At 73.5% G+C, this 21,581-nt stretch carries 18 protein-coding genes; 7 read left to right on the top strand and 11 right to left on the bottom strand.

What is annotated here, in order from left to right; translation table 11 throughout:
• Positions 1-155: 155 nt before the first annotated feature.
• On the top strand, positions 156-785 hold the full coding sequence (locus tag ACZ4Z1_RS12085) for a hypothetical protein (RefSeq protein ID WP_468486460.1): 630 nt from the start codon (positions 156-158) through the stop codon (positions 783-785).
• Between the two features lie 31 nt (positions 786-816).
• On the opposite strand, the gene ACZ4Z1_RS12090 is transcribed toward ACZ4Z1_RS12085, so the two are convergent.
• The 3 genes from ACZ4Z1_RS12090 to ACZ4Z1_RS12100 are packed head-to-tail and all read right to left on the bottom strand — an operon-like array spanning position 817 to position 2,962.
• A complete protein-coding gene (locus ACZ4Z1_RS12090; protein WP_468486461.1) occupies positions 817-1,389 on the bottom strand; it encodes a cob(I)yrinic acid a,c-diamide adenosyltransferase in 573 nt (190 codons plus the stop codon).
• A gap of 10 nt (positions 1,390-1,399) precedes the next feature.
• Positions 1,400-2,155 carry an ABC transporter permease gene (locus ACZ4Z1_RS12095; RefSeq protein ID WP_468486462.1) on the bottom strand — a complete coding sequence of 252 codons (756 nt, stop codon included), beginning with the start codon at positions 2,153-2,155 and terminating at the stop codon, positions 1,400-1,402.
• A 24-nt stretch (positions 2,156-2,179) separates the two neighbouring features.
• The gene (locus tag ACZ4Z1_RS12100) at positions 2,180-2,962 is read right to left on the bottom strand and encodes an ABC transporter ATP-binding protein (RefSeq protein WP_468486463.1); all 783 of its coding nucleotides are present in this window, start codon (positions 2,960-2,962) and stop codon (positions 2,180-2,182) included.
• An 82-nt stretch (positions 2,963-3,044) separates the two neighbouring features.
• On the opposite strand from ACZ4Z1_RS12100, the gene ACZ4Z1_RS12105 reads away from it, so the two are divergent.
• The 4 genes from ACZ4Z1_RS12105 to ACZ4Z1_RS12120 all read left to right on the top strand — a co-directional run bounded on the left by ACZ4Z1_RS12105 (position 3,045) and on the right by ACZ4Z1_RS12120 (position 8,051).
• Positions 3,045-3,686 (top strand): TetR/AcrR family transcriptional regulator, encoded by a 642-nt coding sequence (locus tag ACZ4Z1_RS12105; RefSeq protein ID WP_468486464.1) that lies wholly within the window; start codon positions 3,045-3,047, stop codon positions 3,684-3,686.
• 126 nt (positions 3,687-3,812) lie between these two features.
• On the top strand, positions 3,813-4,661 hold the full coding sequence (locus tag ACZ4Z1_RS12110) for a 3-hydroxyacyl-CoA dehydrogenase family protein (RefSeq protein ID WP_468486465.1): 849 nt from the start codon (positions 3,813-3,815) through the stop codon (positions 4,659-4,661).
• Positions 4,662-4,928: 267 nt separating this feature from the next.
• Positions 4,929-5,252, top strand: a complete 324-nt coding sequence (locus ACZ4Z1_RS12115) for an STAS domain-containing protein (protein ID WP_073757771.1) — start codon at positions 4,929-4,931, stop codon at positions 5,250-5,252.
• 279 nt (positions 5,253-5,531) lie between these two features.
• Complete coding sequence (locus tag ACZ4Z1_RS12120; RefSeq protein ID WP_468486466.1) at positions 5,532-8,051, top strand: ATP-binding protein; 2,520 nt, start codon at positions 5,532-5,534, stop codon at positions 8,049-8,051.
• 116 nt (positions 8,052-8,167) lie between these two features.
• Here ACZ4Z1_RS12120 and nucS read toward each other — a convergent pair whose 3' ends face one another.
• On the bottom strand, positions 8,168-8,830 hold the full coding sequence (gene nucS, locus ACZ4Z1_RS12125) for an endonuclease NucS (protein WP_360132050.1): 663 nt from the start codon (positions 8,828-8,830) through the stop codon (positions 8,168-8,170).
• Positions 8,831-9,044: 214 nt separating this feature from the next.
• On the opposite strand from nucS, the gene ACZ4Z1_RS12130 reads away from it, so the two are divergent.
• Complete coding sequence (locus ACZ4Z1_RS12130; RefSeq protein WP_468486467.1) at positions 9,045-9,437, top strand: SCO5389 family protein; 393 nt, start codon at positions 9,045-9,047, stop codon at positions 9,435-9,437.
• 223 nt (positions 9,438-9,660) lie between these two features.
• Here the strand turns inward: ACZ4Z1_RS12130 and ACZ4Z1_RS12135 are convergent, their stop codons facing one another.
• On the bottom strand, positions 9,661-10,689 hold the full coding sequence (locus ACZ4Z1_RS12135; RefSeq protein ID WP_468486468.1) for an LLM class flavin-dependent oxidoreductase: 1,029 nt from the start codon (positions 10,687-10,689) through the stop codon (positions 9,661-9,663).
• A gap of 189 nt (positions 10,690-10,878) precedes the next feature.
• Between ACZ4Z1_RS12135 and ACZ4Z1_RS12140 the strand changes: the two genes are divergently transcribed.
• The gene (locus ACZ4Z1_RS12140) at positions 10,879-11,196 is read left to right on the top strand and encodes an ATP/GTP-binding protein (protein ID WP_468486469.1); all 318 of its coding nucleotides are present in this window, start codon (positions 10,879-10,881) and stop codon (positions 11,194-11,196) included.
• A gap of 3 nt (positions 11,197-11,199) precedes the next feature.
• On the opposite strand, the gene ACZ4Z1_RS12145 is transcribed toward ACZ4Z1_RS12140, so the two are convergent.
• The 6 genes from ACZ4Z1_RS12145 to scy all read right to left on the bottom strand — a co-directional run bounded on the left by ACZ4Z1_RS12145 (position 11,200) and on the right by scy (position 21,399).
• Positions 11,200-12,561, bottom strand: a complete 1,362-nt coding sequence (locus ACZ4Z1_RS12145) for an ABC transporter permease subunit (protein WP_468486470.1) — start codon at positions 12,559-12,561, stop codon at positions 11,200-11,202.
• Positions 12,558-13,832 carry an ABC transporter ATP-binding protein gene (locus tag ACZ4Z1_RS12150; RefSeq protein WP_468486471.1) on the bottom strand — a complete coding sequence of 425 codons (1,275 nt, stop codon included), beginning with the start codon at positions 13,830-13,832 and terminating at the stop codon, positions 12,558-12,560. Before ACZ4Z1_RS12150 ends, ACZ4Z1_RS12145 begins: the two co-directional genes overlap by 4 nt.
• 195 nt (positions 13,833-14,027) lie before the next feature.
• Positions 14,028-14,801: an ABC transporter permease gene (locus tag ACZ4Z1_RS12155; RefSeq protein WP_468486472.1), complete on the bottom strand. Its 774-nt coding sequence runs from the start codon at positions 14,799-14,801 to the stop codon at positions 14,028-14,030.
• A 2-nt stretch (positions 14,802-14,803) separates the two neighbouring features.
• On the bottom strand, positions 14,804-15,844 hold the full coding sequence (locus tag ACZ4Z1_RS12160) for an ATP-binding cassette domain-containing protein (RefSeq protein ID WP_468486473.1): 1,041 nt from the start codon (positions 15,842-15,844) through the stop codon (positions 14,804-14,806).
• A 257-nt stretch (positions 15,845-16,101) separates the two neighbouring features.
• Positions 16,102-17,040: a cellulose-binding protein gene (locus ACZ4Z1_RS12165; RefSeq protein WP_468486474.1), complete on the bottom strand. Its 939-nt coding sequence runs from the start codon at positions 17,038-17,040 to the stop codon at positions 16,102-16,104.
• Between the two features lie 114 nt (positions 17,041-17,154).
• Positions 17,155-21,399: a polarized growth protein Scy gene (gene scy, locus ACZ4Z1_RS12170; RefSeq protein ID WP_468486475.1), complete on the bottom strand. Its 4,245-nt coding sequence runs from the start codon at positions 21,397-21,399 to the stop codon at positions 17,155-17,157.
• Positions 21,400-21,581: the final 182 nt, after the last annotated feature.

Below are 21,581 nucleotides of genomic sequence, written 5' to 3' on the forward strand. Positions count from 1 at the left end.
AAACACGGCGGTGCGGCCCGTCGCCTCCACGCCCCGGCGGAACCCGTTCCGCCGCGCGCTACATCGAAAGATGCAGTCCTGGATCATCGCGGGTGACGAGGTGACGGCCGGATTCCGGGGTGAGGCTGGAAGGGACCGGAAAGAAGGGGAGTCCCGTGATCGTCACGCTGATCGTCATCTGTGAGGTCGGCTTCTGGGTGCTGCTGGCCGGCGGGCTGGCCCTGCGCTACCTGGCGAAGATGCCGCGTACCGGCATCGCCGTCCTGCTGCTGGAACCGGTGCTGGAGCTCGTCCTGCTGATCGTCACCGCCGTCGATCTGAAGAACGGTGCGGACGCCGACTGGAAGCACGGGCTCGCCGCCGTCTACATCGGATTCTCGGTCGCGCTGGGGCACCGCACGATCAAGTGGGTGGACGCCCGCTTCGCCCACCGCTTCGCGGGCGGCCCGCCGCCGGTGCCGGCACCGAAGTACGGCAAGGAGCGTGCGGTCTTCGAATGGCAGTCGGCGGGCCGCTGGGTCCTCGCCGCGCTCATCGCGATCGGACTGCTCCAGCTCGCGGCCTGGTACGTGGGCGATCCCGCTCGGACCACCTCGCTGCGCGACTGGCAGATCAAGATGCTGTTCGTGATCGGCATCAACCTGGTCATCGCGGTGAGCTACACGCTCTGGCCGAAGAAGGCGCCGGAGGGGGGCCTGCCCCCGGGCGGCGCGGACGGCCGCGACCGTGACCACGGACTCGATCCGGCCGGGGCGGGCCGGCCGGGCCCGCCCACGTCCTGGTAGTTCCGCCCGCCGCCGTCCTGGTGGCCTCCGCCTACCGCTCGCCGCCCGGCACCCACAGCACGTCGCCCTGCTCCTTGTTGGCCGTGCGGGCCAGGATGAACAGGAGGTCGGAGAGGCGGTTGAGGTAGGTGGCGGTGAGGTGGTTCATGGTGTCGCCGTGCGTCTCCAGCGCCGCCCACGTGGAACGCTCGGCGCGGCGTACCACCGTGCACGCCTGGTGCAGCAGCGCGGCACCCGCCGTACCGCCGGGGAGGATGAAGCTGCGGAGCTTCTCCAGGCTCTCCAGGTAGTGGTCGCAGTCCGCCTCCAGCTTGTCGATGTAGGACTGCTCGACGCGCAGCGGCGGGAACTGCGGGTTCTCCACCACCGGCGTCGACAGGTCCGCGCCCACGTCGAAGAGGTCGTTCTGCACCCGGACGAGCACCTTGACGACGTCCTCGGGCAGTGAGCCGAGGGCGATGGCCACGCCGATCGCCGCGTTGGCCTCGTTGGCGTCCGCGTAGGCCGCGATCCGCGTGTCGGTCTTGGCGGTCCGGCTCATGTCGCCGAGGGCGGTGGTGCCCTTGTCGCCGGTACGGGTGTAGATGCGCGTCAGATTGACCATACGGGCGAGCCTACGCGGCGGCCCTGCGGAAGGCGCGGGCGCAGACCGCCGCGGCCACCGCGGCGAGCCCGGCGGCGACCAGCGCGCCGTACAGCACGGGCGTACCGGTGTAGTCGCCCACGTAGGCCGCGCGGACGCCGTCCACGAGGTGGCGCAGCGGCATGAAGCGCGAGAGGACGTCCAGCCACCCGGGGGCCAGGGCCATGGGCAGCATCAGGCCGGACAGCAGCATGGTGGGCATGGTGGCGGCGTTGACGACCGGCCCGAACTCCTGCGGCGAGGCGACCTTCAGGGCCAGTGCGTACGACAGCGAGGACAGGGCGACGGCTGTCGCGGCGACGAACGCGAAGCCGATGAGGATGCCGCCGAGCGGCGCCCGCAGTCCCATCACCAGCGCCGTCAGGACCAGCAGCACCGCCTGGCAGGTGAGCAGCGCGGTGTCCCGCAGCACCCGCCCCAGCAGCAGCGCGAGCCGGCTGACGGGCGTCACCCGCATCCGTTCCACCACGCCGTACTGCTTTTCGAGAAGGATGGCGAAGCCGCAGAACGACGCGCCGAAGAGCGCGAGTTGCAGCAGCAGGCCGGGCACCAGGACCTGCCAGGAGCTGCCTTCGGAGGCCAGCGGCAGTTCGGTCAGCAGCGGGCCGAAGAAGAGCAGGTAGAGCAGCGGCATCAGGACGCCGAAGAACATCTGCACCTTGGAGCGCAGGGTCTGCCGGGCGTAACGCCCGAAGATCAGGGCGGTGTCGGACAGGACGGAGGGCATGCGGGTCTCCTGAGGGGCGGGCGGTCAGACGGCTACGGGGGCGGTGTCCACCGGGGCGGGGCCGCGCCCGGTGATCGCGAGGAAGGTGTCCTGGAGGGACGCGTCGGGCGAGCCGGCGTACTCGGTCTTCAGCGCGCGCGGGGTGCCTTCGGCGGCCACCACGCCGTGGTCCACGATCACGAGGCGGTCGGCGAGCGCGTCCGCCTCGTCGAGGTGGTGGGTGGTCAGGACGACGGTGGTGCCGAAGTCCGTACGCAGCCGCCGGACCAGCTCCCACAGGCCGGCCCGGCTGCCGGGGTCGAGGCCGGTCGTCGGCTCGTCCAGGAAGAGCACCGCGGGCCGGTGCAGCAGGCCCATCGCGATGTCCAGCCGCCGCCGCTGGCCGCCGGAGAGCGCCGCGCACGTGCGGTCCAGCAGGTCGTCGAGGCCGAGGTCGTGCGCCAGTTCTGCGGCGCGGGCCGCGGCCTGGGCCTTCGGGAGGCGGTAGAGCCGCCCTTGGGTCGTCAGTTCCTCCCGTACGGAGATGTGGGGGTCGACGCCGCCGGACTGGGCGACGTAGCCGGTGTTGCGCCGGACGCCGGCCGGGTCGCGGGCGAGGTCGCAGCCGGCCACGGTCGCGTGGCCGCCGGTGGGGGCGAGGAGCGTGGTGAGCATCCGCAGGGTGGTGGTCTTCCCGGCGCCGTTCGGGCCGAGCAGGCCGAGGATCTCGCCGCGTTCGACGGTGAGGTCGATGCCGCGTACGGCTTGGACGGTGCCGCGTCGGGTGGTGAAGGTCCGGGTCAGGCCGGACGCGGTGATGACTGCCATGCCGGACAGAAAAACAGAGTCGGTGAAAGTTTGCAATGCCTCCAAAATTTAAAGGGCACCAAGAAGGCGTACGATGCGAGGCATGGCAGAGGGACTCAGGGAGCGCAAGAAGCGGCAGACGCGCCAGCACATCTCCGACATGGCCACCGGCCTGTTCCTGGAGCGCGGCTTCGACGCGGTGACCATCACGGAGATTGCGGAGGTCTGCGAGGTCTCGGTCAACACCGTCTACAACTACTTCCCGGCCAAGGAAGACCTCTTCATGGACCGCAGCGCCGGGCTGGTGGACCGCCTCGCGCGCTATGTCCGCGGCCGGGACGCGGGGGAGTCGGCGGCCGCCGCCGTCCTGCGCGAACTGCGCGAACAGGTGGAGGCGGTCTCGCCCGCCGTCGGGCTGGTCGAGGGCTACGACCGCTTCCTGCGCGTCATCGAGGGCGCCGCCACCCTCAAGGCCCGCCTCTGGCACCTCCAGCAGGAACAGCTCACCCGCCTGGAGGACACCCTGTGCCAGGAGGCCGGCGCCGCGGCGGACGACTGGCTGCCGCTCCTGGTGGCCGGCCAGCTCAACTGGGTGCACGCCACGCTCACCGCGCACATCGCCCGCGCGATGATGGCCGGGCGCGCACCCGACGAGGTGTCACGCGAAGCGCTCGTCCTGCTCGACGACCTGGAGGACGCGCTCAGCGGAAAGGTCCTCAACTACGCCGTGCGCGGCGGCGGATGAGCCCGCACGGTGTGATGTCCGTCATGTGAGACGTGACGCGCATCTCTAACCCTCCTATCGATCGCCGCCGGGCGCTAACGTCACTGCCGAGAGCCGTCAGGTGTACAGCGTGTTAGGGGACAGCAAGTGGCAAAGAAGCTCGCCGTCATCGGAGCCGGACTCATGGGGTCCGGCATCGCGCAGGTCTCGGCCCAGGCGGGCTGGGAGGTCGTCCTCCGCGATGTGACGGAAGGCGCGCTGGCCCGTGGCAAGGGCGGCATCGAGGCCTCGTACGAGAAGTTCGTCGGCAAGGGCAAGCTGGCCGCCGAGGACGCCGAGCGGGCGCTGGGCCGGATCACCACCACGACCGACCTGGACGCGGCGGCCGACGCGGACATCGTCGTCGAGGCCGTCTTCGAGCGGATCGACGTCAAGCGCGAGATCTTTACGAACCTGGACAAGCTGGTCAAGGACGAGGCGGTGCTCGCCTCCAACACCTCGGCCATCCCGATCACCAAGATCGCGGCGGCCACCGGACGCCCCGATCGGGTGGTGGGCACGCACTTCTTCTCGCCGGTGCCGATGATGCAGCTGTGCGAACTGGTGCGCGGCTACAAGACCAGCGACGAAACCCTCGCCACCGCCCGCGCGTTCGCCGAGTCCGTCGGCAAGACCTGCATCGTCGTCAACCGCGACGTGGCCGGCTTCGTGACCACCCGCCTGATCTCGGCGCTGGTCGTCGAGGCGGCGAAGCTGTACGAGGCCGGGGTGGCCAGCGCCGAGGACATCGACACCGCCTGCAAGCTGGGCTTCGGCCACGCCATGGGGCCGCTGGCCACCGCCGACCTGACCGGCGTGGACATCCTGCTGCACGCCACCGACAACATCTACACCGAGTCGCAGGACGAGAAGTTCGCGCCGCCGGAGATCATGCGGCGGATGGTCGATGCCGGCGATATCGGTCGCAAGAGTGGGCAAGGCTTCTACGAGCACTGATTCCGCGTCGGACGGGCCCGGACCCCGCATCGTGCTGTCGCGGCGTCAGACGCCGCCCACGGCACGGCCGTGGGCGTGGCGGCCGGAGCTCCGGCCGCCGCCGGCGCACCCCCGAAGGTGGCCGGCGCGTCAGGCGCACGGGTCCGGTGCCGTCACCCCCCAGGGTGAATTCGGTATCGGTTCGCTTACAGGCGGCAACTTCGCCGCATGAGAGGCAGTCAGTTCTGTAGACGTAACGATCGAGCATTCATCACCCGGGGAGCGCATATGCACATCAGGGGCGATCACGCCGAGCTGGTCGTCGGGGGCCGCCTCGACGTCCGCAGCGCGGCGGACGCCCGAACCGTCCTGCACACCGCCGTCGACTCGGGTCAGGGCGACCTCGTACTGGACCTGACCGGACTCGACTCCTGGGACGCCACCGGGCTCGGCGTGATCATGGGCGCGCACCGCCGCGCCGGCCGGGCCAACCGCCGCCTCGTCCTGCGCGGCGTCCCCCCGCAGATGCAGCGGCTGCTGGTCGCCACACGGCTGCACCGCATCCTGGCCATCGAGGGCGGCATCGCGGCCGAGACCCTGCCGCGGGTCTGAAGGCGGCCGGGCGCGTACGGCACCGGCACAAGATCAAAGCCGCATACCCGAAGGATTCTCACAACACTGTGACGTTCCGGGCAGGAACGGACCCCGGCGCTTCGTAGATACTGGGCAAAGGTCTAAGGTTCGGTTTTCCGCCGTCCGGTACGCCGCGCGGCGGGCACCGGACCAGAAGCGGCGGCCGGGGAGCACCCCGGCCGGAGGCTGGGGGAGTGCGGACGGCCGGGACGCAAACGGTCGGTCGGCACGCCAAGCGCATCTGGGGGGCATTTCACCATGGACCCGAACACCAACCGGGGACCTGAGGAGTACGGCGAGCAGGACGCCCCTGCCACGACGCCGCCACCCGCGTCCAGCGGCTCCGGAGCCGCCCCCGGCGGGCTCGCGCGCACCGTACAGCTCGTGTCGGGCCCCTACCTGCTCACCGTCAACCCGGTCGACGGCAGCGAGATCGAACCCTGCCCGCCCGGCGAGCAGCCCGCCGTCCCCGGCAAACACGGCCCCGAGGAACGCGCGGAGCTCGCCCGCGCCGCCGCCCCGCCCGCCGTACCGGTCTCCGCGGGCCGCCACGGCGCCCTCCTGGAGCGGGCCGAGGAGACCGAGAGGCTGGTGCGACTGCTGTCCCGCGGCAGATCCGTACGCGTCACCGGGCCCTCCGGATCGGGCCGTACGCGCCTGCTGGACGCCGTGGCCACCGCCTGCGACGGCCTGGCCCCCGACGGCGTGGTGCGGCTCTCCGGCTACCACCGCACGCCCACCGACGTGATGTACGAGCTGTTCGCCGCCGTCCACCGGGCCCCGCTGCACCGCCCCGACCGCGGCGAGCTGCTGCGCCTGCTCGGCGAGATCGGCGCGATCGTCGTCCTGGACGACCTGGAATTCGGCGGCGCCGCGCTGGACGAGCTGCTGGGCGCCACCCCCGAGTGCGCCTTCCTGCTCGCCGCCACCCCCGACGTCGCCGCCCCCTCGCCCGGCTCCCACCTCGAAGAGGTCTTCCTCGGCGGCATCGGCCGCGGCGCCTGCCGGGACCTGCTGGAGGGCGTCGTCGGCCGGCCGCTCAGCGACGACGAGGCCGCGTGGGCCGCCGACCTGTGGTTCGAGTCCGAGGGGCTGCCACTGCGCTTCGTCCAGGCCGGCGCCCTGCTGCGGCAGCGGCACCGTACCGACCAGGACCCCGAGACGTACGGGGAGCACTCCGACGACGCGGGCGCGCCCGGCGACGGCGCACCGCTGCCGACCGTCACCGAGGCCGCCTCGCCCGCACCGCTGATCGCCTCCCGGCTCAGCGAGGCCGCGCGCGAGACGCTGCGCTTCGCGGTCGCGCTGGGCGGCGAACTGCCGCACCAGGCGCACCTGCCCGCGCTCGCCCAGGACACCCACGCGGACGCCGCGCTCGGCGAGCTGCTGGACTGCGGACTGATCACCCCGGCCGGGGCCCACTACCGGCTCGCGGCCACCGTCGAGGACCAGCTCGCGGCCGCCGGGTACGCCGACGGCGCGGGCGAGCGGGCGCTGACCGCCGCCCAGCACTACGCCTGGTGGGCCGGCCACCCCTCGGTCACCCCCGAACGGGCCGCCGTCGAGTCCGACGCGATCCTCGCCGCGATGAACGTCCTGACCGGCAGCCGGGAGAGCGGCCACCCCAGCGCCGCCGTCCTGCTGGCCCGTACGGCCGCCCCGGCCTTCGCCGCCGCCCTGCAGTGGAACGCCTGGGAGCGCAGCCTGCGGCACGGCGCCGAGGCCGCCAGGATCGCCGGGGAGGTGGCCGAGGAGGCGTACTTCCACCACGAGCTGGGCGTGCTCGCCCTGTGCACCGGCAACCTGGACCGGGCGCGGGCCGAGCTGGAGGCGTCGATAGGGCTGCGCGGTGTGCTTTCCGACCGGCGCGGTGCCGTCGCGGGACGGCGCGCGCTGGCCCTGGTCGCCGACCGCTCCGGCGCGTTCACCCCGCCCGCCGGCACGGCCACACCGGCCGGCGAGGAGGTCCCGGACGCGCGGACGGAGGAATCCGCCTCGCCGCCCGGCGGGGTGCCCGCCGGGCTCGCGCCGGCCCCGGCCGTCGACGCGACCGCGCCCACCGTGGTCACACCCCATGCCGCCCGTACGGGCGGCGGCAGGACCGGCGGCAAGGCCGGCGGCCGCAAGGCGCTGGTGCTGGGCGCCCGGCGCAACCTGGTCGCCGCTGCCGCGGGCGCGCTGCTCGTCGCCGTCCTCGGCACGGTCGTCACCCTGGGCGCGGTCTCCGGGCCCGACGGCGGTCCGGGCGACAAGGTCAAGACCGAGCAGTCCGCCGAAACGGGCCAGGACGGCGACGGCCTGCCCGCCGACCAGCCGGGCACCGACAGCACCCGCACCGGCCAGGGCAGCCGCCCCGGTACGCACACCGGCCCCGGCTCGACGGCGCCGGGCACGCCGGGCACCAGCGGCCGGCCGGGCAGCGGCACGGCCGCCCCGAGCACCGGCGCCACCGGCCCGACGACCGGCCGGCCCACGGACGGGAGCAGCAGCCCGACCGACCCGACGACGCGCCCGACCGACCCGACCACCCGGCCCACCGACACGGGGACCGGGACCGGCAAGCCCACGGACAAGCCGACCGGCAAACCGACGGACAAGCCCACCGACAAGCCGACGGACAAACCGACCGACAAGCCCACCGACAAGCCGACCAGCCAGGACCCGACCGGGACCACCAGCAACCCGGCGCCCAGCAGCGCCAACGGCAGCGGCTCGGCGGGCACCACCACCGGCGGCGGCACGAGCGGCGGTGGCACGACGGGCGGTACGGACGCCTGAGCGCAGCACGACGGCCCGGTACGTGACCGTCCGCCCCCGTGGGCGGGCGTTGCGTACCGGGCCGTCGTCGTCCGTACCGCAGGGCCGTGCGGCCCCGCGCCCTGTGGGCCGGCCGCTCAGAACAGCCGCAGCTTGTCGTCCTCGATGCCGCGCAGCGCGTTGTAGTCCAGCACGACGCAGCCGATGCCGCGGTCGGTGGCCAGCACCCGCGCCTGCGGCTTGATCTCCTGGGCCGCGAAGACGCCCTTGACCGGCGCCAAGTGCGGGTCACGGTTGAGGAGTTCGAGATAGCGGGTGAGCTGCTCGACACCGTCGATCTCGCCGCGCCGCTTGATCTCCACCGCGACCGTCCCGCCGTCCGCGTCCCGGCACAGGATGTCCACCGGGCCGATGGCGGTGGGGTATTCACGTCGGATGAGCGAGTAGCCCTCGCCGAGGGTCTCGATCCGGTCGGCGAGCAGCTCCTGGAGGTGCGCCTCCACCCCGTCCTTGATGAGGCCCGGGTCCACGCCCAGTTCGTGGGCCGAGTCGTGCATCACCTCTTCCAGGGTGATGATGAGCTTCTCGCCACCCTTGTTCTCCACCGTCCACACACTGCCGTCCCCCTCCTTGAGGGTGCACGGCGGGGACATCCAGTTGAGGGGTTTGTAGGCCCGGTCGTCCGCGTGGATGGAGACCGAACCGTCCGCCTTCACGAGGATCAGGCGAGGGGCCGACGGGAGGTGGGCACTGAGCCGGCCCGCGTAGTCCACGGAGCAACGGGCAATGACGAGACGCATGGTGCGCCACGCTACTCGACCGGAGGCCGCCGACGCGATTCGCCCCTGAAGCGCCCGGTGGGCCGGTGGCCGGTTGTCCCTGCAATCTCCTGGTGCGGGCCGGATGAGCGGCATACCGTTGAAGCGGGGGGTCGTGATACGGACACGCTCCGTCGCGAAACCCCCGTCCGATCCCTGAGGCCCCGTCCCGGCGGGGCCGCGAGAGGAGAACCTCATGTCGCTCGACGTCTCACCGGCCCTCCTCGAACAGGCCGAGCGAGGCGAGGTCGACGAAGCGGAATTCGTCGACTGCGTCCGGACCTCCTTGCCCTACGCATGGGGAATGATCAGCTCCCTGGTGGCCCAGCTGAAGGTGGACGGCGGCCAGTTCGCCGACAACCAGACGCCGCCGCCGGACGAGCAGGCACGCGGTCAGCTGCTGCGTGCGCTGGCCAGTGACGCGATACGCGGGTCACTGGAGCGGCACTTCGGTGTGCGACTGGCGTTCCAGAACTGCCACCGGGTCGCGGTCTTCCCGCTCGGCCCGTCGGCGGACGACAGGCTGGCCAAGTTCACCTCCATCCGGGGCCAGCTGCTGAACCAGTCGCCGGAGCTGCGCGACTGCTGACCGGAGATGCTGCCGCTGCGCACGCGCAGGGGAGGCCGTACGGCCAAGGGTGCGTGGGCGGCAGCATCGGCCGACCCGGCGCGGTCACACAGAGTCGGCGCGGCCTGAACGGTGTCCTCCGGTCGCGGGCCGGGGACCGGCACTATCGCGCCAGGCGCACGGACCGCGGCCGGCGCACCTCACCGGCCCGCGCGGGACACCGCACTCCGCCGCCGCGTCCGGCTCAGCCGAGCCGGGGCAGCACCTCGGCACCCAGCCGCCGTACGTTCTCCTCGGTGGCGTCCAGGTCCCCGGAGCCCTCGACGAGCAGCGCGAAGCGCCGGATGCCCGTCCGCTCCGCCGAGGCCGCCAGCCGGTCGGCGCACAGCTCGGGCGGCCCGACCGGATGCAGGTCGCAGAGCAGCTCCGTGTACGCCAGCGGATCGCGCATGGCGCGGTAGCGGCCGTCGACCGTCTCATGGGCCGCCAGCCCGCGCCGCAGCCAGCCCGGCATGGCCTTCGTGAGGACCTCGGCCGCGCCCTGGCGGGTGTCGCCGACCTGCACCACACCGGCCGAGACGTGCTCCGCCGCCGCGACCTGCTCAGGGTCCCGCCCGGCCGCCAGCGCGGCCCGGCGCCACAGCGCCACCATCTCCGCCTTGTCCTCGTCGCCGCAGTGCATCCCCAGCAGCATGGGCAGCCCGCGCTCGGCGGCCAGCCGCACCGTCCCGGGCGAGGTGCACGCGAGGACGACGGGCGGTCCGGCCGGCATCTCCAGCGACTCGTCGGGCCGCGGCACGACGGCGACCTCCCGGAAGGAGTGCCGCTGCCCCGCGGCGCCGACCCGCGGCTCGCGCAGCCAGCGCAGCAGCAGGTCCAGCGACTCGGGGAAGTGCTGCTCGTACGCGGCCAGCCCCGAGCCGAAGACCTCCAGGTCCACCCAGGGGCCGCCCCGGCCGACACCGAGGGTGAACCGCCCGCCGGAGGTCAGGTGCAGCAGCGCCGCCTGTTCCCCGAGGGCGACCGGGTGCTGGGTCGGCAGCACGCTGACGGACGTACCGACGCCGATCCGGCGGGTACGGCCCAGCAGCAGGGCGGCCAGCGTCGCCGCCGACGGGCACACCCCGTACGGCACGAAGTGGTGCTCCGCCAGCCAGACCGCATCGAGCCCGGCCTCCTCCGCGGCCTCGGCGGACCGCACCGCCCGGTGCAGCGCCTCCCCCTGCCCCTGACCGGGAAACTGAGCGGCCAGAATGAAAGCCCCAACACGCATCGCTCTTCTGCCTCCTCGCAGCCGACGCGACATCCCCCTAACAGGCAACAACGGGTGACACGTGCCAAAGGCACGGCCTGGAACGAAGTTTCCTGATGATCGCAGGATTGTGACGGGCGACTACGCCCCATGACGGAGCCGCGTAGGGTGGTGACGGCCCGTGACCCCGCAGATTTCCCGAGGTGCCCAGTGTCTCCGCGTCGAAACCGCCCGCGCGGCGGTGAGAAGCCAGCCGACCACGCGGGCGGGGGCCGCTACGGTCTCGAACGTACCGAGGAGTGGCGCGGCGAGGAGTGGGTCGTACGGCACCTGGGGGGTGGCGGGGCGGCCAAGCACTACCGCTGCCCGGGGTGCGACCAGGAGATCCCGCCGGGGGTGCCGCACGTCGTCGCCTGGCCGCGGGAGGGCGACGTGGACGAACGCAGACACTGGCACAAGGCGTGCTGGAACGCACGGGACCGCCGGAGCGCGAAGCTCCAGCGGTCCCGTAATGCGCCGAGGTACTGAGGGTCAGACGTCGCGCTTCTCCAGCGCGGCGTACGCACCGCCGAGGACGACGGCTGTGACGCCCAGGAGGACGAGCAGCGGCTGCCAGCCGGACGGGCCGTCGGGCATGAACGGCTGGTCGTAGATCGCGGCGAGGTTGTTCGGGACCGAGTACTCGATCAGCTTGGTCGCGAACGGGCGCAGACTCTCCGACCCGATCATGAACACGGCCAGCAGCATGGGCAGTAGGACCAGGCCCAGCATCGCGCTGATCGCGCCGGCCGAGTGCCGCAGCAGCGCGCCCGCGCCCAGGGCCAGCAGGCTCAGCACGGCCACGAACAGGCCGGAGCCGACCGTGGCGCGCAGCCACTGGTCGCCGGTCGGCGCCGGGCCGTTGAGCATCCCGGCGTGCGCCACCGCGACCAGCACGTTGGAGACCGTGGTGACGACGAACGTCAGCCCGAACAGGACGATCGCCTTGGCGGTCAGCACCCGGGCCCGGCCGGGGCAGGCCGTGAACGTCGTACGGATCATTCCGGTGCCGTACTCCGAGGCGATCACCAGCACGCCCAGGGGAATGACGCACAGCGTCCCGAGCAGCAGGCCGAACCAGGCGAAGCCGAGCACCGGATCGACCACCCGGTCCGGGCCCGCCAGAAACAGCGACATCAGCAGTCCGATGCCGACGTTCAGCAGGACCAGCACGCCCAGCGTCCACATCGTGGAGCGCACCGAGCGGATCTTCGTCCACTCGGAGGCAAGGGCGTGGCCCAGGTTCGTACGGCGCACCGGGATCGGCGAGACGTAGGCCGGGGTGGTGCCGCCGGGGCCGGCGGCCTGCCAGGCGGCCGGGATCTGCTGCTGGTGGGACGGCCGCTGCGCCTGCTGCTGAGCGGTCTGCTGCGGCTGGTGGGGTGTCTGCTGCGGCGGGGGGCCGACGGGCGGCTGCTGAGCCTGGAGCGTCATGGTGCCCGCGTCCTTGGGGATGCCCTGCGGGGCGGGTGCACCCTGGGGGACCTGTGGGGCGGACTGGGCCTGGAGCATCATCGTCCCGGCCTCCTTGCCGGGCACGGCGGCCGGCGGCTGCTGGGCCTGGAGCATCACCGTGCCGGCCTCGCGGGCCGGAGCACTCTCCTGCGGCGCCTGGCCGGCCTGCGGGGGCAGCGGCGCGTGGGCCGGCTGCTGCGGCTGCGCCGGGGGCTGCTGTGCGGGCTGCTGCGGCTGCTGTTCCGGCTGCGGGTGTGCGGCCAGCGGCCGGGGCTCCGGCTGCTCGGCGGGCGGCTGTGCGGGCTGCTGCGGGGCCCCCGCCGGGGGCGTCGGGCCGGCGCCCGGGGCGTCGGTGTCGTGCGGCTCAGGCTGCGGCTGCGGCTGCTGAGGGCTGGTCATCGGGCGTCCTCGGTGTGTGGCTTGGAGATGTCGGCGGGGGCGGCGGGCGGCATCGGCGCCGGGGCGCCGGCCTGCGGGCCCGGCTGCGGCTGCCCGTACGGGTTCGGCTGCCCGTACGGCGAGCCCTGGCCGGCCGGCGGCGGGTAGCCCTGGCCCGGCGCGCCGCCGGGACCTTGCGCGTACGGGTTCGGCTGTCCCTGGGCCCCTGGCTGCGGCTGCCCCGGGTGGCCAGGCTGTCCGTAAGGGCCGGGCTGCGGCGCTCCGGGCGCGTACCCCTGCGGCGGCTGCCCCGGCACACCGGCACCCTGCGGCGCGTGGCCGGGCGCCTGCTGCTGGAGGCCGGCCCGCTGGTCGGTCGTCGAGCGGTAGTCCACGACGCCCTGCGTCAGCTGCATGTACGCCTCTTCCAGGGACGCCTGGTGCGGCGACAGCTCCCACAGGCGGATGTCCGCGTCGTGCGCCAGGTCGCTGATGCGGGGCAGCGGCAGCCCGCTGACGCGCAGCGCGCCGTCCTGTTCCGGCACGACCTGGGCACCCGCCTCGCCGAGCAGCGAGCCGAGCTTCTCGCGCAGCGCCGGCTCGGTGTCCGGCGTGCGGACCCGGGCGAAGTCGGCGGAGTTGGCGGAGATGAAGTCCTTGACCGACATGTCGGCCAGCAGTTGGCCGCGGCCGATGACGATGAGGTGCTCGGCGGTCAGCGCCATCTCGCTCATCAGGTGCGAGGAGACGAAGACCGTACGGCCCTCGGCGGCCAGCTGCTTCATCAGGTTGCGGACCCACAGGATGCCTTCGGGGTCCAGGCCGTTGACCGGCTCGTCGAAGAGCAGCACCTGCGGGTCGCCGAGCAGCGCCGCCGCGATGCCCAGGCGCTGGCCCATGCCGAGCGAGAAGCCGTTGGAGCGCTTGCGGGCGACGTCCTGGAGGCCGACCACGCCGAGCACCTCGTCGACCCGGCGCGCCGGGATGCCGGAGAGCTGCGCGAGGCAGAGCAGGTGCTGGCGCGCGCTGCGGCCGCCGTGCACCGCCTTGGCGTCGAGCAGGGCGCCGACGTGCCGCGGGGCGTTGGGCACCTGGCGGAACGGGATGCCACCGATGGTGACCCGCCCGCTCGTCGGGGTGTCCAGCCCCAGGATCATGCGCATCGTCGTGGACTTGCCGGAGCCGTTGGGCCCCAGGAAGCCGGTGACGGTGCCCGGCCGCACCTGGAACGACAGGTTGTGCACGGCCGTCTTGGCGCCGTAGCGCTTCGTCAGGCCGACTGCCTCGATCATTCTCCGCCCCTCAGACATGGTTCGGGGCAGAGGTGCTCTCGTACCCCCGTGAGGGTTAGGAGGTTATCCGCAGGCTGACGGTTCCCGTCAAAACGCGGGCCGGTGGGGCGCGAGGGGTGCCAGGGGCCCGCGCGGGGCGGCCGGAGCCGGATCCGGAGCGCCGGACCTCACGCGCCCCTTCTCACACGTCTCGCCTCATGCGTCCCGCCGCTTCAACAGCACGTACCCGCACAGCAGGACGGCCGCCGTCCACGCCACCATGATGGCGAACCCGCCCCACGGCCCGTACGGCACCTCGTCGCCGGCCGGCGGCACCACCCGCATCACCTTCTGGCCGGCCTGGTCGGGGAGGTACCAGCCGATCTTCTTGGTGGCCGAGACGTTCCCCAGGATGCTGGAGATCAGGAAGAAGAACGGCATCAGGATGCCCAGCGCCAGCATCGGGCTGCGCAGCATCGTGGCCACGCCCATCGAGAACACCGCGATCAGCGTCATGTACAGCCCGCCGCCCACCACGGCCCGCAGCACTCCCGGGTCGCCGAGGGACGCCGCGTGCGTCCCGAGCATCGCCTGTCCGATGAAGAAGGAGAGGAAGGCCGTCACGAAGGAGACGACGAGGGCGAGCAGGGCGGCGACGGCGACCTTGCTGAAGAGGAAGGTGCCGCGCTGCGGTACGGCGGCGAGCGACGTACGGATCATGCCGGTGCTGTACTCGTTGGAGACCACCAGCACTCCGAAGACGATCATCGCGAGCTGGCCGAGGCCCATCCCGGAGAAGCTGATGTTCGTGGGGTCGAAGACGAGCCGGTCGCGGGGGGACATGGTGCCGAAGTCGTTCGAGGCGAGCAGGCAGATCAGCGCGCCCAGCGCCACCGTGACGACCAGCGCGATGCCCAGGGTCCACACCGTGGACCGCACCGACCGGATCTTGGTCCACTCCGACCTCAGGACCTGGGAGACCGCCGCCATCGTCAGGCCCTCCGCTTCTTGTTCCGCCAGTCGGCGCCCCAGCCGCCGCCGGGCGGCGCGTCCGGGGGCGGCGCCCCCGGCGTCCCGGGAGGGGGCGGAGCGTCCGGCAGACCGTCCTCCGGTGCCGCGGGCCGCGGCCCGTCCGCATGGGCGTGGTACTCCACCGACCCGGCGGTCAGCTGCATGAACGCCTCCTCCAGGGACGCCTGCTGCGGGCTCAGTTCGTGCAGGACGATGCGGTGCCGGGCGGCCAGCTCGCCGAGGTCGGCGGCGCTCGCCCCGTCCACCTCGACCGCCTCGCCGGAACCGGCCGCCGCGTACCCGGCATCCGTGAGCACGTCCAGCAGCCGCTCGCGCTCCGGTGCCCGCATCCGTACGTACGAGCGTGAGTTCTCCCGGATGAACTCCGCCATCGAGGTGTCCGCCAGCAGCCGCCCCTGGCCGATGACGATGAGGTGTCCGGCGGTCAGCGCCATCTCGCTCATCAGGTGCGAGGAGACGAAGACCGTACGGCCCTGCGCCGCCAGACCCTTCATCAGGTTGCGGATCCAGTGGATGCCCTCGGGGTCGAGCCCGTTGACCGGCTCGTCGAACATCAGGATCTCGGGGTCGCCGAGCAGCGCCCCGGCGATGCCCAGGCGCTGGCCCATGCCCAGGGAGAAGCCCTTGGAGCGCTTCTTCGCCACCGCGGTGAGTCCGACCGTGTCCAGCACCTCGTGGACGCGGGCGCGCGGGATGCCGTTGCTCTGGGCCAGGCACAGCAGGTGGTTGACGGCGCTCCGGCCGCCGTGCATGGCCTTGGCGTCCAGCAGGGCGCCGATGTGCTTCAAGGGGTCGGACAGCTGCCGGTAGTGCCGCCCGTCGATACGGACCCGTCCCGACGACGGATGGTCCAGGTCGAGCATCATCCGCATGGTCGTCGACTTGCCGGCGCCGTTGGGGCCGAGGAAGCCGGTGACGATCCCGGGCCGCACGGCGAAGGTCAGCCCGTCCACGGCGAGCTTGTCGCCGTAACGCTTGGTCAGCCCCTCGATCTCGATCATGTACAGCACGCTAAGCGGGGGCCGGTGGCCCCGCATCTCGGGCGTACCGGACATCGCGCACCGGTTCCGCCGGACACCGGAGCGGCCCCGTACGACGGTCCGTCCATCTGCTGAAAGCATTCCGCCCGCCCGGCCTCCGGGGAGAGGCGGGGCGGGCGGAAAACGCCTGCGCCGTGGTGCGCGGTACCGGCCGTCACGGGGTGGACGGGCCGCCGGGGCCCGCCGGCCGCACCGGCGTCACAACGACGAACGGCGCCTCAGCGCGACTGCTGCGCCGGGACGCCGCGGGAGATCGGCTCCTCGTCCGCCGGAGTACCGGCCGCGGCGACCGCCGCACCGGTCAGCGTGGCGAGCATCTCGCGGACGTTCGTCAACTGGGCGTTGATCGAGTCCCGGCGGTTGGTCAGCGCCGCCAGCTCCCGCTCCGACTCGCTGCGGATCCGGTCCGCCTTGGCGTTCGCGTCGGCCACGATGTCCTCGGCCTGGCGCTGCGCCGTCTCCACCGTCTGGCGGGCCCGGCGCTCCGCGTCCGTCCGCAGCTTCTCGGCCTCCAGCCGCAGCTGCTCGGCCCGGTGCTCGATCTCCGCCAGCCGCTTCTCGGCCTTGGCCTGACGCGAGGCCAGGTCCCGCTCCGACTGCTCGCGGCGCTTGGCGAGGTTGGTCTCGAAGTCCGCGGCCGCCTGCGCGGCCTTGGCGCGGGTCTCCTCGAAGAGGGAGTCCGCCTCCTCCCGCTTGGACTGCGCGTCCTTCTGCGCCTCTGCGCGCAGCGCGGTCGCCTCGCCCTGTGCCTTCTCGACGATGCGGGCGCCCTCGTCCTCGGCCTTGGCCTTGCGTTCCGTCGCGAACTGCTCCGCGTCGTTGCGGACCTGCTGGGCGGCCGACTCGGCCAGCTCGCGGTGCTGCTCGGCGGCCCGCCGGGCCTCCTCGCGCAGGTCCTTCGCCTCTTCCTCCGCCAGCCGGAGGATCTTCTCCACGCGCGCGCCGAGGCCCGCGTAGGACGGTTCGGCGTCATTGACCTGGGCCTGGGCGTTCTGCGTCTCGAGGTGCAGCTCCTCGATCCGCTTCTCCAGCGAGGTGATACGGGCCAGGGCGCTGTCGCGGTCGGCGACCAGCTTCGAGATGCGGTCGTCCACCTGACCGCGGTCGTACCCACGCCGCACGAGCTCGAAGCCGTAGGGGGAGGAAGTGTCGCTCATGGGGTTCCTGTCGAAAGAGACCGGTGAGGTGATAAAGGGAATCCTAGGGGCCGCAACGGCGTGTCATCGAGTCATTGCGCGTTTGAAGTGGAGAATGGCCCCTCATTCGGGTGGCTACCCCTCAGACTGCTTGCCACTCGAACGAGTTGCGCCCGCCCCCGCCGCGGCCTTCGCCCCGTCCTTGCCACCACCGTTGGCCGGGGCCTCGAAAGACTCCAACGCCTCCAGCACGTCCTGGACACGGGAGATCTCCGCGTTGATGTCCTTGCGGCGCCGCACCAGCACCTCCAGCTCCCGCTGGCCCTCCGACACGATCCGCTCCGCCTCCGCGCGGGCCTCGGCGCGCAGCCGCTCCGACTCCCGTACGGCCTCGGCCTTCTTCTGCTCGGCCTCCTTGAGCAGCCCCTCCGCCTTCTTCACCGCGGCGATCCGGACCTTGCTGGCCTCGCTGCTGGCGTCCGACACCATCCGCTTGGCCTTCTCCTCGGCCTCCGCCTGCTGCTGCGTGGCCTGCGCGATCAGCTTGTCGACACGCTCCCCGGCGTTCTTCATCGTCTCCGAGGACTCGCGGCGGGCCCGCTCGTGCAGTTCCTCGACCTCGCCCTCGATCCGGGTGCGCAGCTCCTCGGCGCGCTCCCTTATCGCGGTGGCGTCCCCGCGGGCCTCGCTGAGCAGGACGTCCGCGTCCGTACGGGACTTCTCGACCATCGCGTTGCCCTCGGCGGTGGCCTCGGCGATGATCCGCTCGGCCTCCTTGCGGGCCGCGCCCACCATCCGGTCGGCCTGCTCCTCGGCGGCGGTCGCCGACTTCAGCGCCTCCTCCTGGGCCTTGGCCACCAGCTGGTCGGCCTGCTCGGCGGCGTCCGCGCGGCGCTGCGCGGCGTCCTTGCGCGCCGCGTCGACGGTCTGCTCCGACTCCTCCAGCGCCTCGGTGCGCAGCCGGTCGGCCTCCGCCTCGGCCTCCTCCTTGATCCGCTCGGACTCGGCACGCGTACGGGTGGCGTGCTCCTGCGCCGAGGTGACGGTCTCCGCCGCCTCCGCGCGCAGCCGGTCCGCCTCCGCGGTGGCCTCGGCGAGCATCCGGTCCGCCTGCTCGCGGGCGTCCGCCCGGGTGCGGTCCGCGTCCCGCTCGGCGCCCGCGACGGTCTCCGCCGCGTCCGCGCGCAGCTTCTCGGCCTCGCTGCCGGCCTCGGTCATCAGCTGGTCGGCCTGCTCGGCGGCGTCCGAACGGGTCTTGTTCGCCGCCTCGCGCGCCTCGTCGCCGATCCGCTCCGCCTCCTGGCGCGCGGTCTCCAGCGCCTCGGCGGCCTCGGCCCGCAGCCGCTCCGCCTCGCCGGTCGCCTCGGCGACCAGCTCCGCCGCCCGCTGCTCGCCCTCGGCCCGCAGCCGCTCGGCGGCCTCCTGGGCCTCGCGGACCGTGCGGTCCGCGTCGTCCTGCGCCGAAGAGGTCAGCTCGGTCGCCTCGGTGACGATCCGTTCGGCCTCCGCGCGGGCCTCGGTCAGGAGCCGGTCCACCTGTTCGGCGGCGTCCGAACGCATCCGGTTGGCGTCGTTGCGGGCCTCCGCGCGGGCCCGGTTGGCGTCCTGCTCGGCCGAGGCCAGCGCGTCGGACGCGTCCGTACGCAGCTGCTGCGCCTTGGCGGAGGCGTCCGCCACCAGCTTCTCGGCCTGTGCGGTGGCCTCCGCGACCAGGCTGTCGGCCTGCTCGGCGGCGTCCGTACGGGTCCGGCCGGCCGCCTCGCGCGCCTCGTCGAGCGTGCTGTCGGCCTCCGCGCGCAGCCGGTCGGCCTCCGCGATGGCCTCCGCGACCGTGCGGTCCGCGAGCGCCTTGGCGGCCTCGGCCTCCTCCTGGGCCTCGCGCCGGGTGCGGCTCGCGTCCTCGGCGGCGCGCTCGCGCTCCGCGTACGCGTCGGCCCGTACCCGGTCGGCCTCCTCCTGCGCCTCGGTCCGCGTACGGTCCGCGGCGTGCTCGGCCGCCGACCGCAGCCCGGCGATCTCCTCCTCGGCCTGCTCGTGCAGCCCGGCGACCGCGTCCCGCACCTGCTGGGCGGTCTGCTCCGCGGCGGCGACCAGTTCGGCGGCGCGCCGGTCCGCCTCCTCGACCAGCCGCTCCGCCTCCTCCTGCGCCTCGGCGACCCGCGTACGGGCCGAGGCCAGCAGCTCCTCGCTCTGCTCGCGCGCGGCGGTGCGCTCCTGGTGGGCCTCCTCGCGGGCCTCGCCGAGCAGCTGCTCGGCCTCCCGGCGGCGGCGGGCCGCCTCCTCCTGGGCGGCGGCCAGCGCCTCGGCGGCCTCGGCGCCCGTGCGCTCCGCGGCGGCCGCGGCCTCCGCGCGCACCCGGTCCGCGGTCTCCTGGGCCTCGGTCTTCAGACGCTCCGCCTCGGCGGCGGCGTCACTGCGCAGCCGTACGGCGACGGACTCGCCCTCGGCGCGCGCGGCCGACGCGTCGGTCGCCGCCTCCGAACGCAGCCGCTCGGCCTCCTCCTCGGCCTGCTGCTGGAGCACCCGCAGCCGCTCAGCGGACTCCGCCTTGAGCTTGGCGGCCTCCTCCTGCGCCTCCCGGCGCAGCTTCTCGGCCTCGCCACGGGCGTCGTGCAGCGCCTCCTCGGCCGCGGCGACCTTCTCCGCGGCCTCCGCCTGGAGCCGGTCCAGTTCCTCCTGCACCTCGGAGCGGCGCTCCGCGGCGGCCTCCTCGGCCTCCGCACGCAGCTGCCGCGCGGCCTCCTCGGCCTCCGATTTCAGTGCGGCGGCGGCCTCCTCGCCCTCGCCGCGCAGCTCCTCGGCCTGCGCGCGAGCGCTCTCCAGCGCCTCCTCCGCCTGCTTGCGCAGCGCCGTGGCCCGCTCGATGGCCTCGGTACGGACCCGCTCGCTCTCCGCGCTCGCGCCCGAACGCGTCTCCTCGGCGTCCGACTTCGCCTTGGCCAGCAGCTCCTCGGCGGTGGCGGCCGCCTCCTCGATCTGCTGGACCGCCTCGCGGCGCGCCTCGGCCCGGATCCGGTCGCCCTCGTCGACGGCCTCGGCCCGCAACTGCTCGGCCTCGCCGCGCAGCCGCCGGGCCTCCTCCTGGAGCTCGACGGTCTTGGCGCGGTACTCCTTGGTGTCGTCCTTGGCGGCGCCCTTGAGCTGCTCGGCGGTGTCGTGCGCCTCACCGCGCAGCCGGTCCGCCTCGGCCTCGGCCTCCCGGCGGACCCGCTCGGCCTCCTCGGCGGCGGCCTTCGTGGTGGCCTTGGCGTCCTCCGACGCCTTGGTCAGCACCTCCTCGGCCGTGCGCGCGGCCTTCGCGAGCTGCGCCGCGGAGTCCTCGGCCGCCTTGGAACGGGCGGCCTCCTGCGCCTCGGCGACCAGCTTCTCGGCCTCCGTACGGGCGTCCGCGCGCAGCTGCTCGGCCTCCGCCTTGAGGGCGTCGGCCTCCTTCGTGGCCTCCGCGACCAGCCGGGCGATCTCCGCCTTGGCGGTCCGCAGCCGCTGCTCCTGGTCCGACTCGGCGGCCGACAGCCGCTTGGCGGCGCTCTCCTGCGCCTCGGTGACCAGCTTCTCCGCCTCGGCGCGGGCCTCGCGCAGCGCGCGGTCGGCCTCCTGCATCCGGGCCTCGGCGGTCCGCGTCAGCTCCGCGGCCTGCCGCCGCGCCTCCTCGGACTCCGTACCGACGCTGGTGCGCAGCTGCTCGGCCTGGTCGGTGGCCTCCTGCGCCTGGCTGGAGGCGGCGTTCAGCAGCCGCTCGGCGTCCGCGCGGGCCCGGCGCAGGATCGCCTCGGCCTCGGTGCGGGCCTGCTCGGCCTCGGTGCCCAGCCGGGCGCGGGTCTGCTCGGCCAGCCGCTGCGCCTCGGCGCGGGCGGCGGCCAGCGCCTGCTCGGCCTCGGCCCGCGACTCGTCCATCAGCCGGCGCGCCTGCGACTCCGTACGGGCGCGCAGCTGCTCCGCCCAGGCCACGTTCTCGTTGACGTGCGACTCGACGGTCTGGCGGCGCTCGTTGAGCTCCTCGTCCAGCCGGCGGCGCCGCTCGACCGCCTCGGCGTGCAGGTCGGCCTCCATGCGCGCCTGGCGCTCGGCCTGCTCCTGCAGCAGCCGCTGCGTCTGGGCGCGCGCCTCGCGCACCTCGCGCTCGGCGTCGGTACGCAACTGGTCGGCCTGGATCTGGGCGTTGCGCAGCAGCTGCTCGGCCTGGTGGCTGACGTTGTCGTAGGCGGGGCGGGCCGCGATGGTGCGCCGCGCCTCGTGGAGCTTGGCTCGCAACACCTCGACCTGGTACCCGAGGTCGTCGGCGTGCTGGACCGCCTTGTCCCGCTCCGTCTTCAGCCGCTCCATCTCGGCCTCGAACTGCGAGAGGTGGTCGTCAGCCTCGTAGCGGTCGTTGCCCCGCACTGCGCGGTCCCATCCGTCCCCTGGTCATGGTGGCGGCCGGCTCCCATCTGCCCGTTCGCACCCGAAATGCCTCGTGCGCAACGCGTGCTGGAGCTGACCCTTCCGAAGAAATGGTGTCAGATCATCGGCGGAGTGTGGACCGAGCCCCGACCCGGCCCCCGGCCGAAGGTGCACTCTACCGG

The organism is Streptomyces sp. NPDC030165, assembly GCF_055573595.1.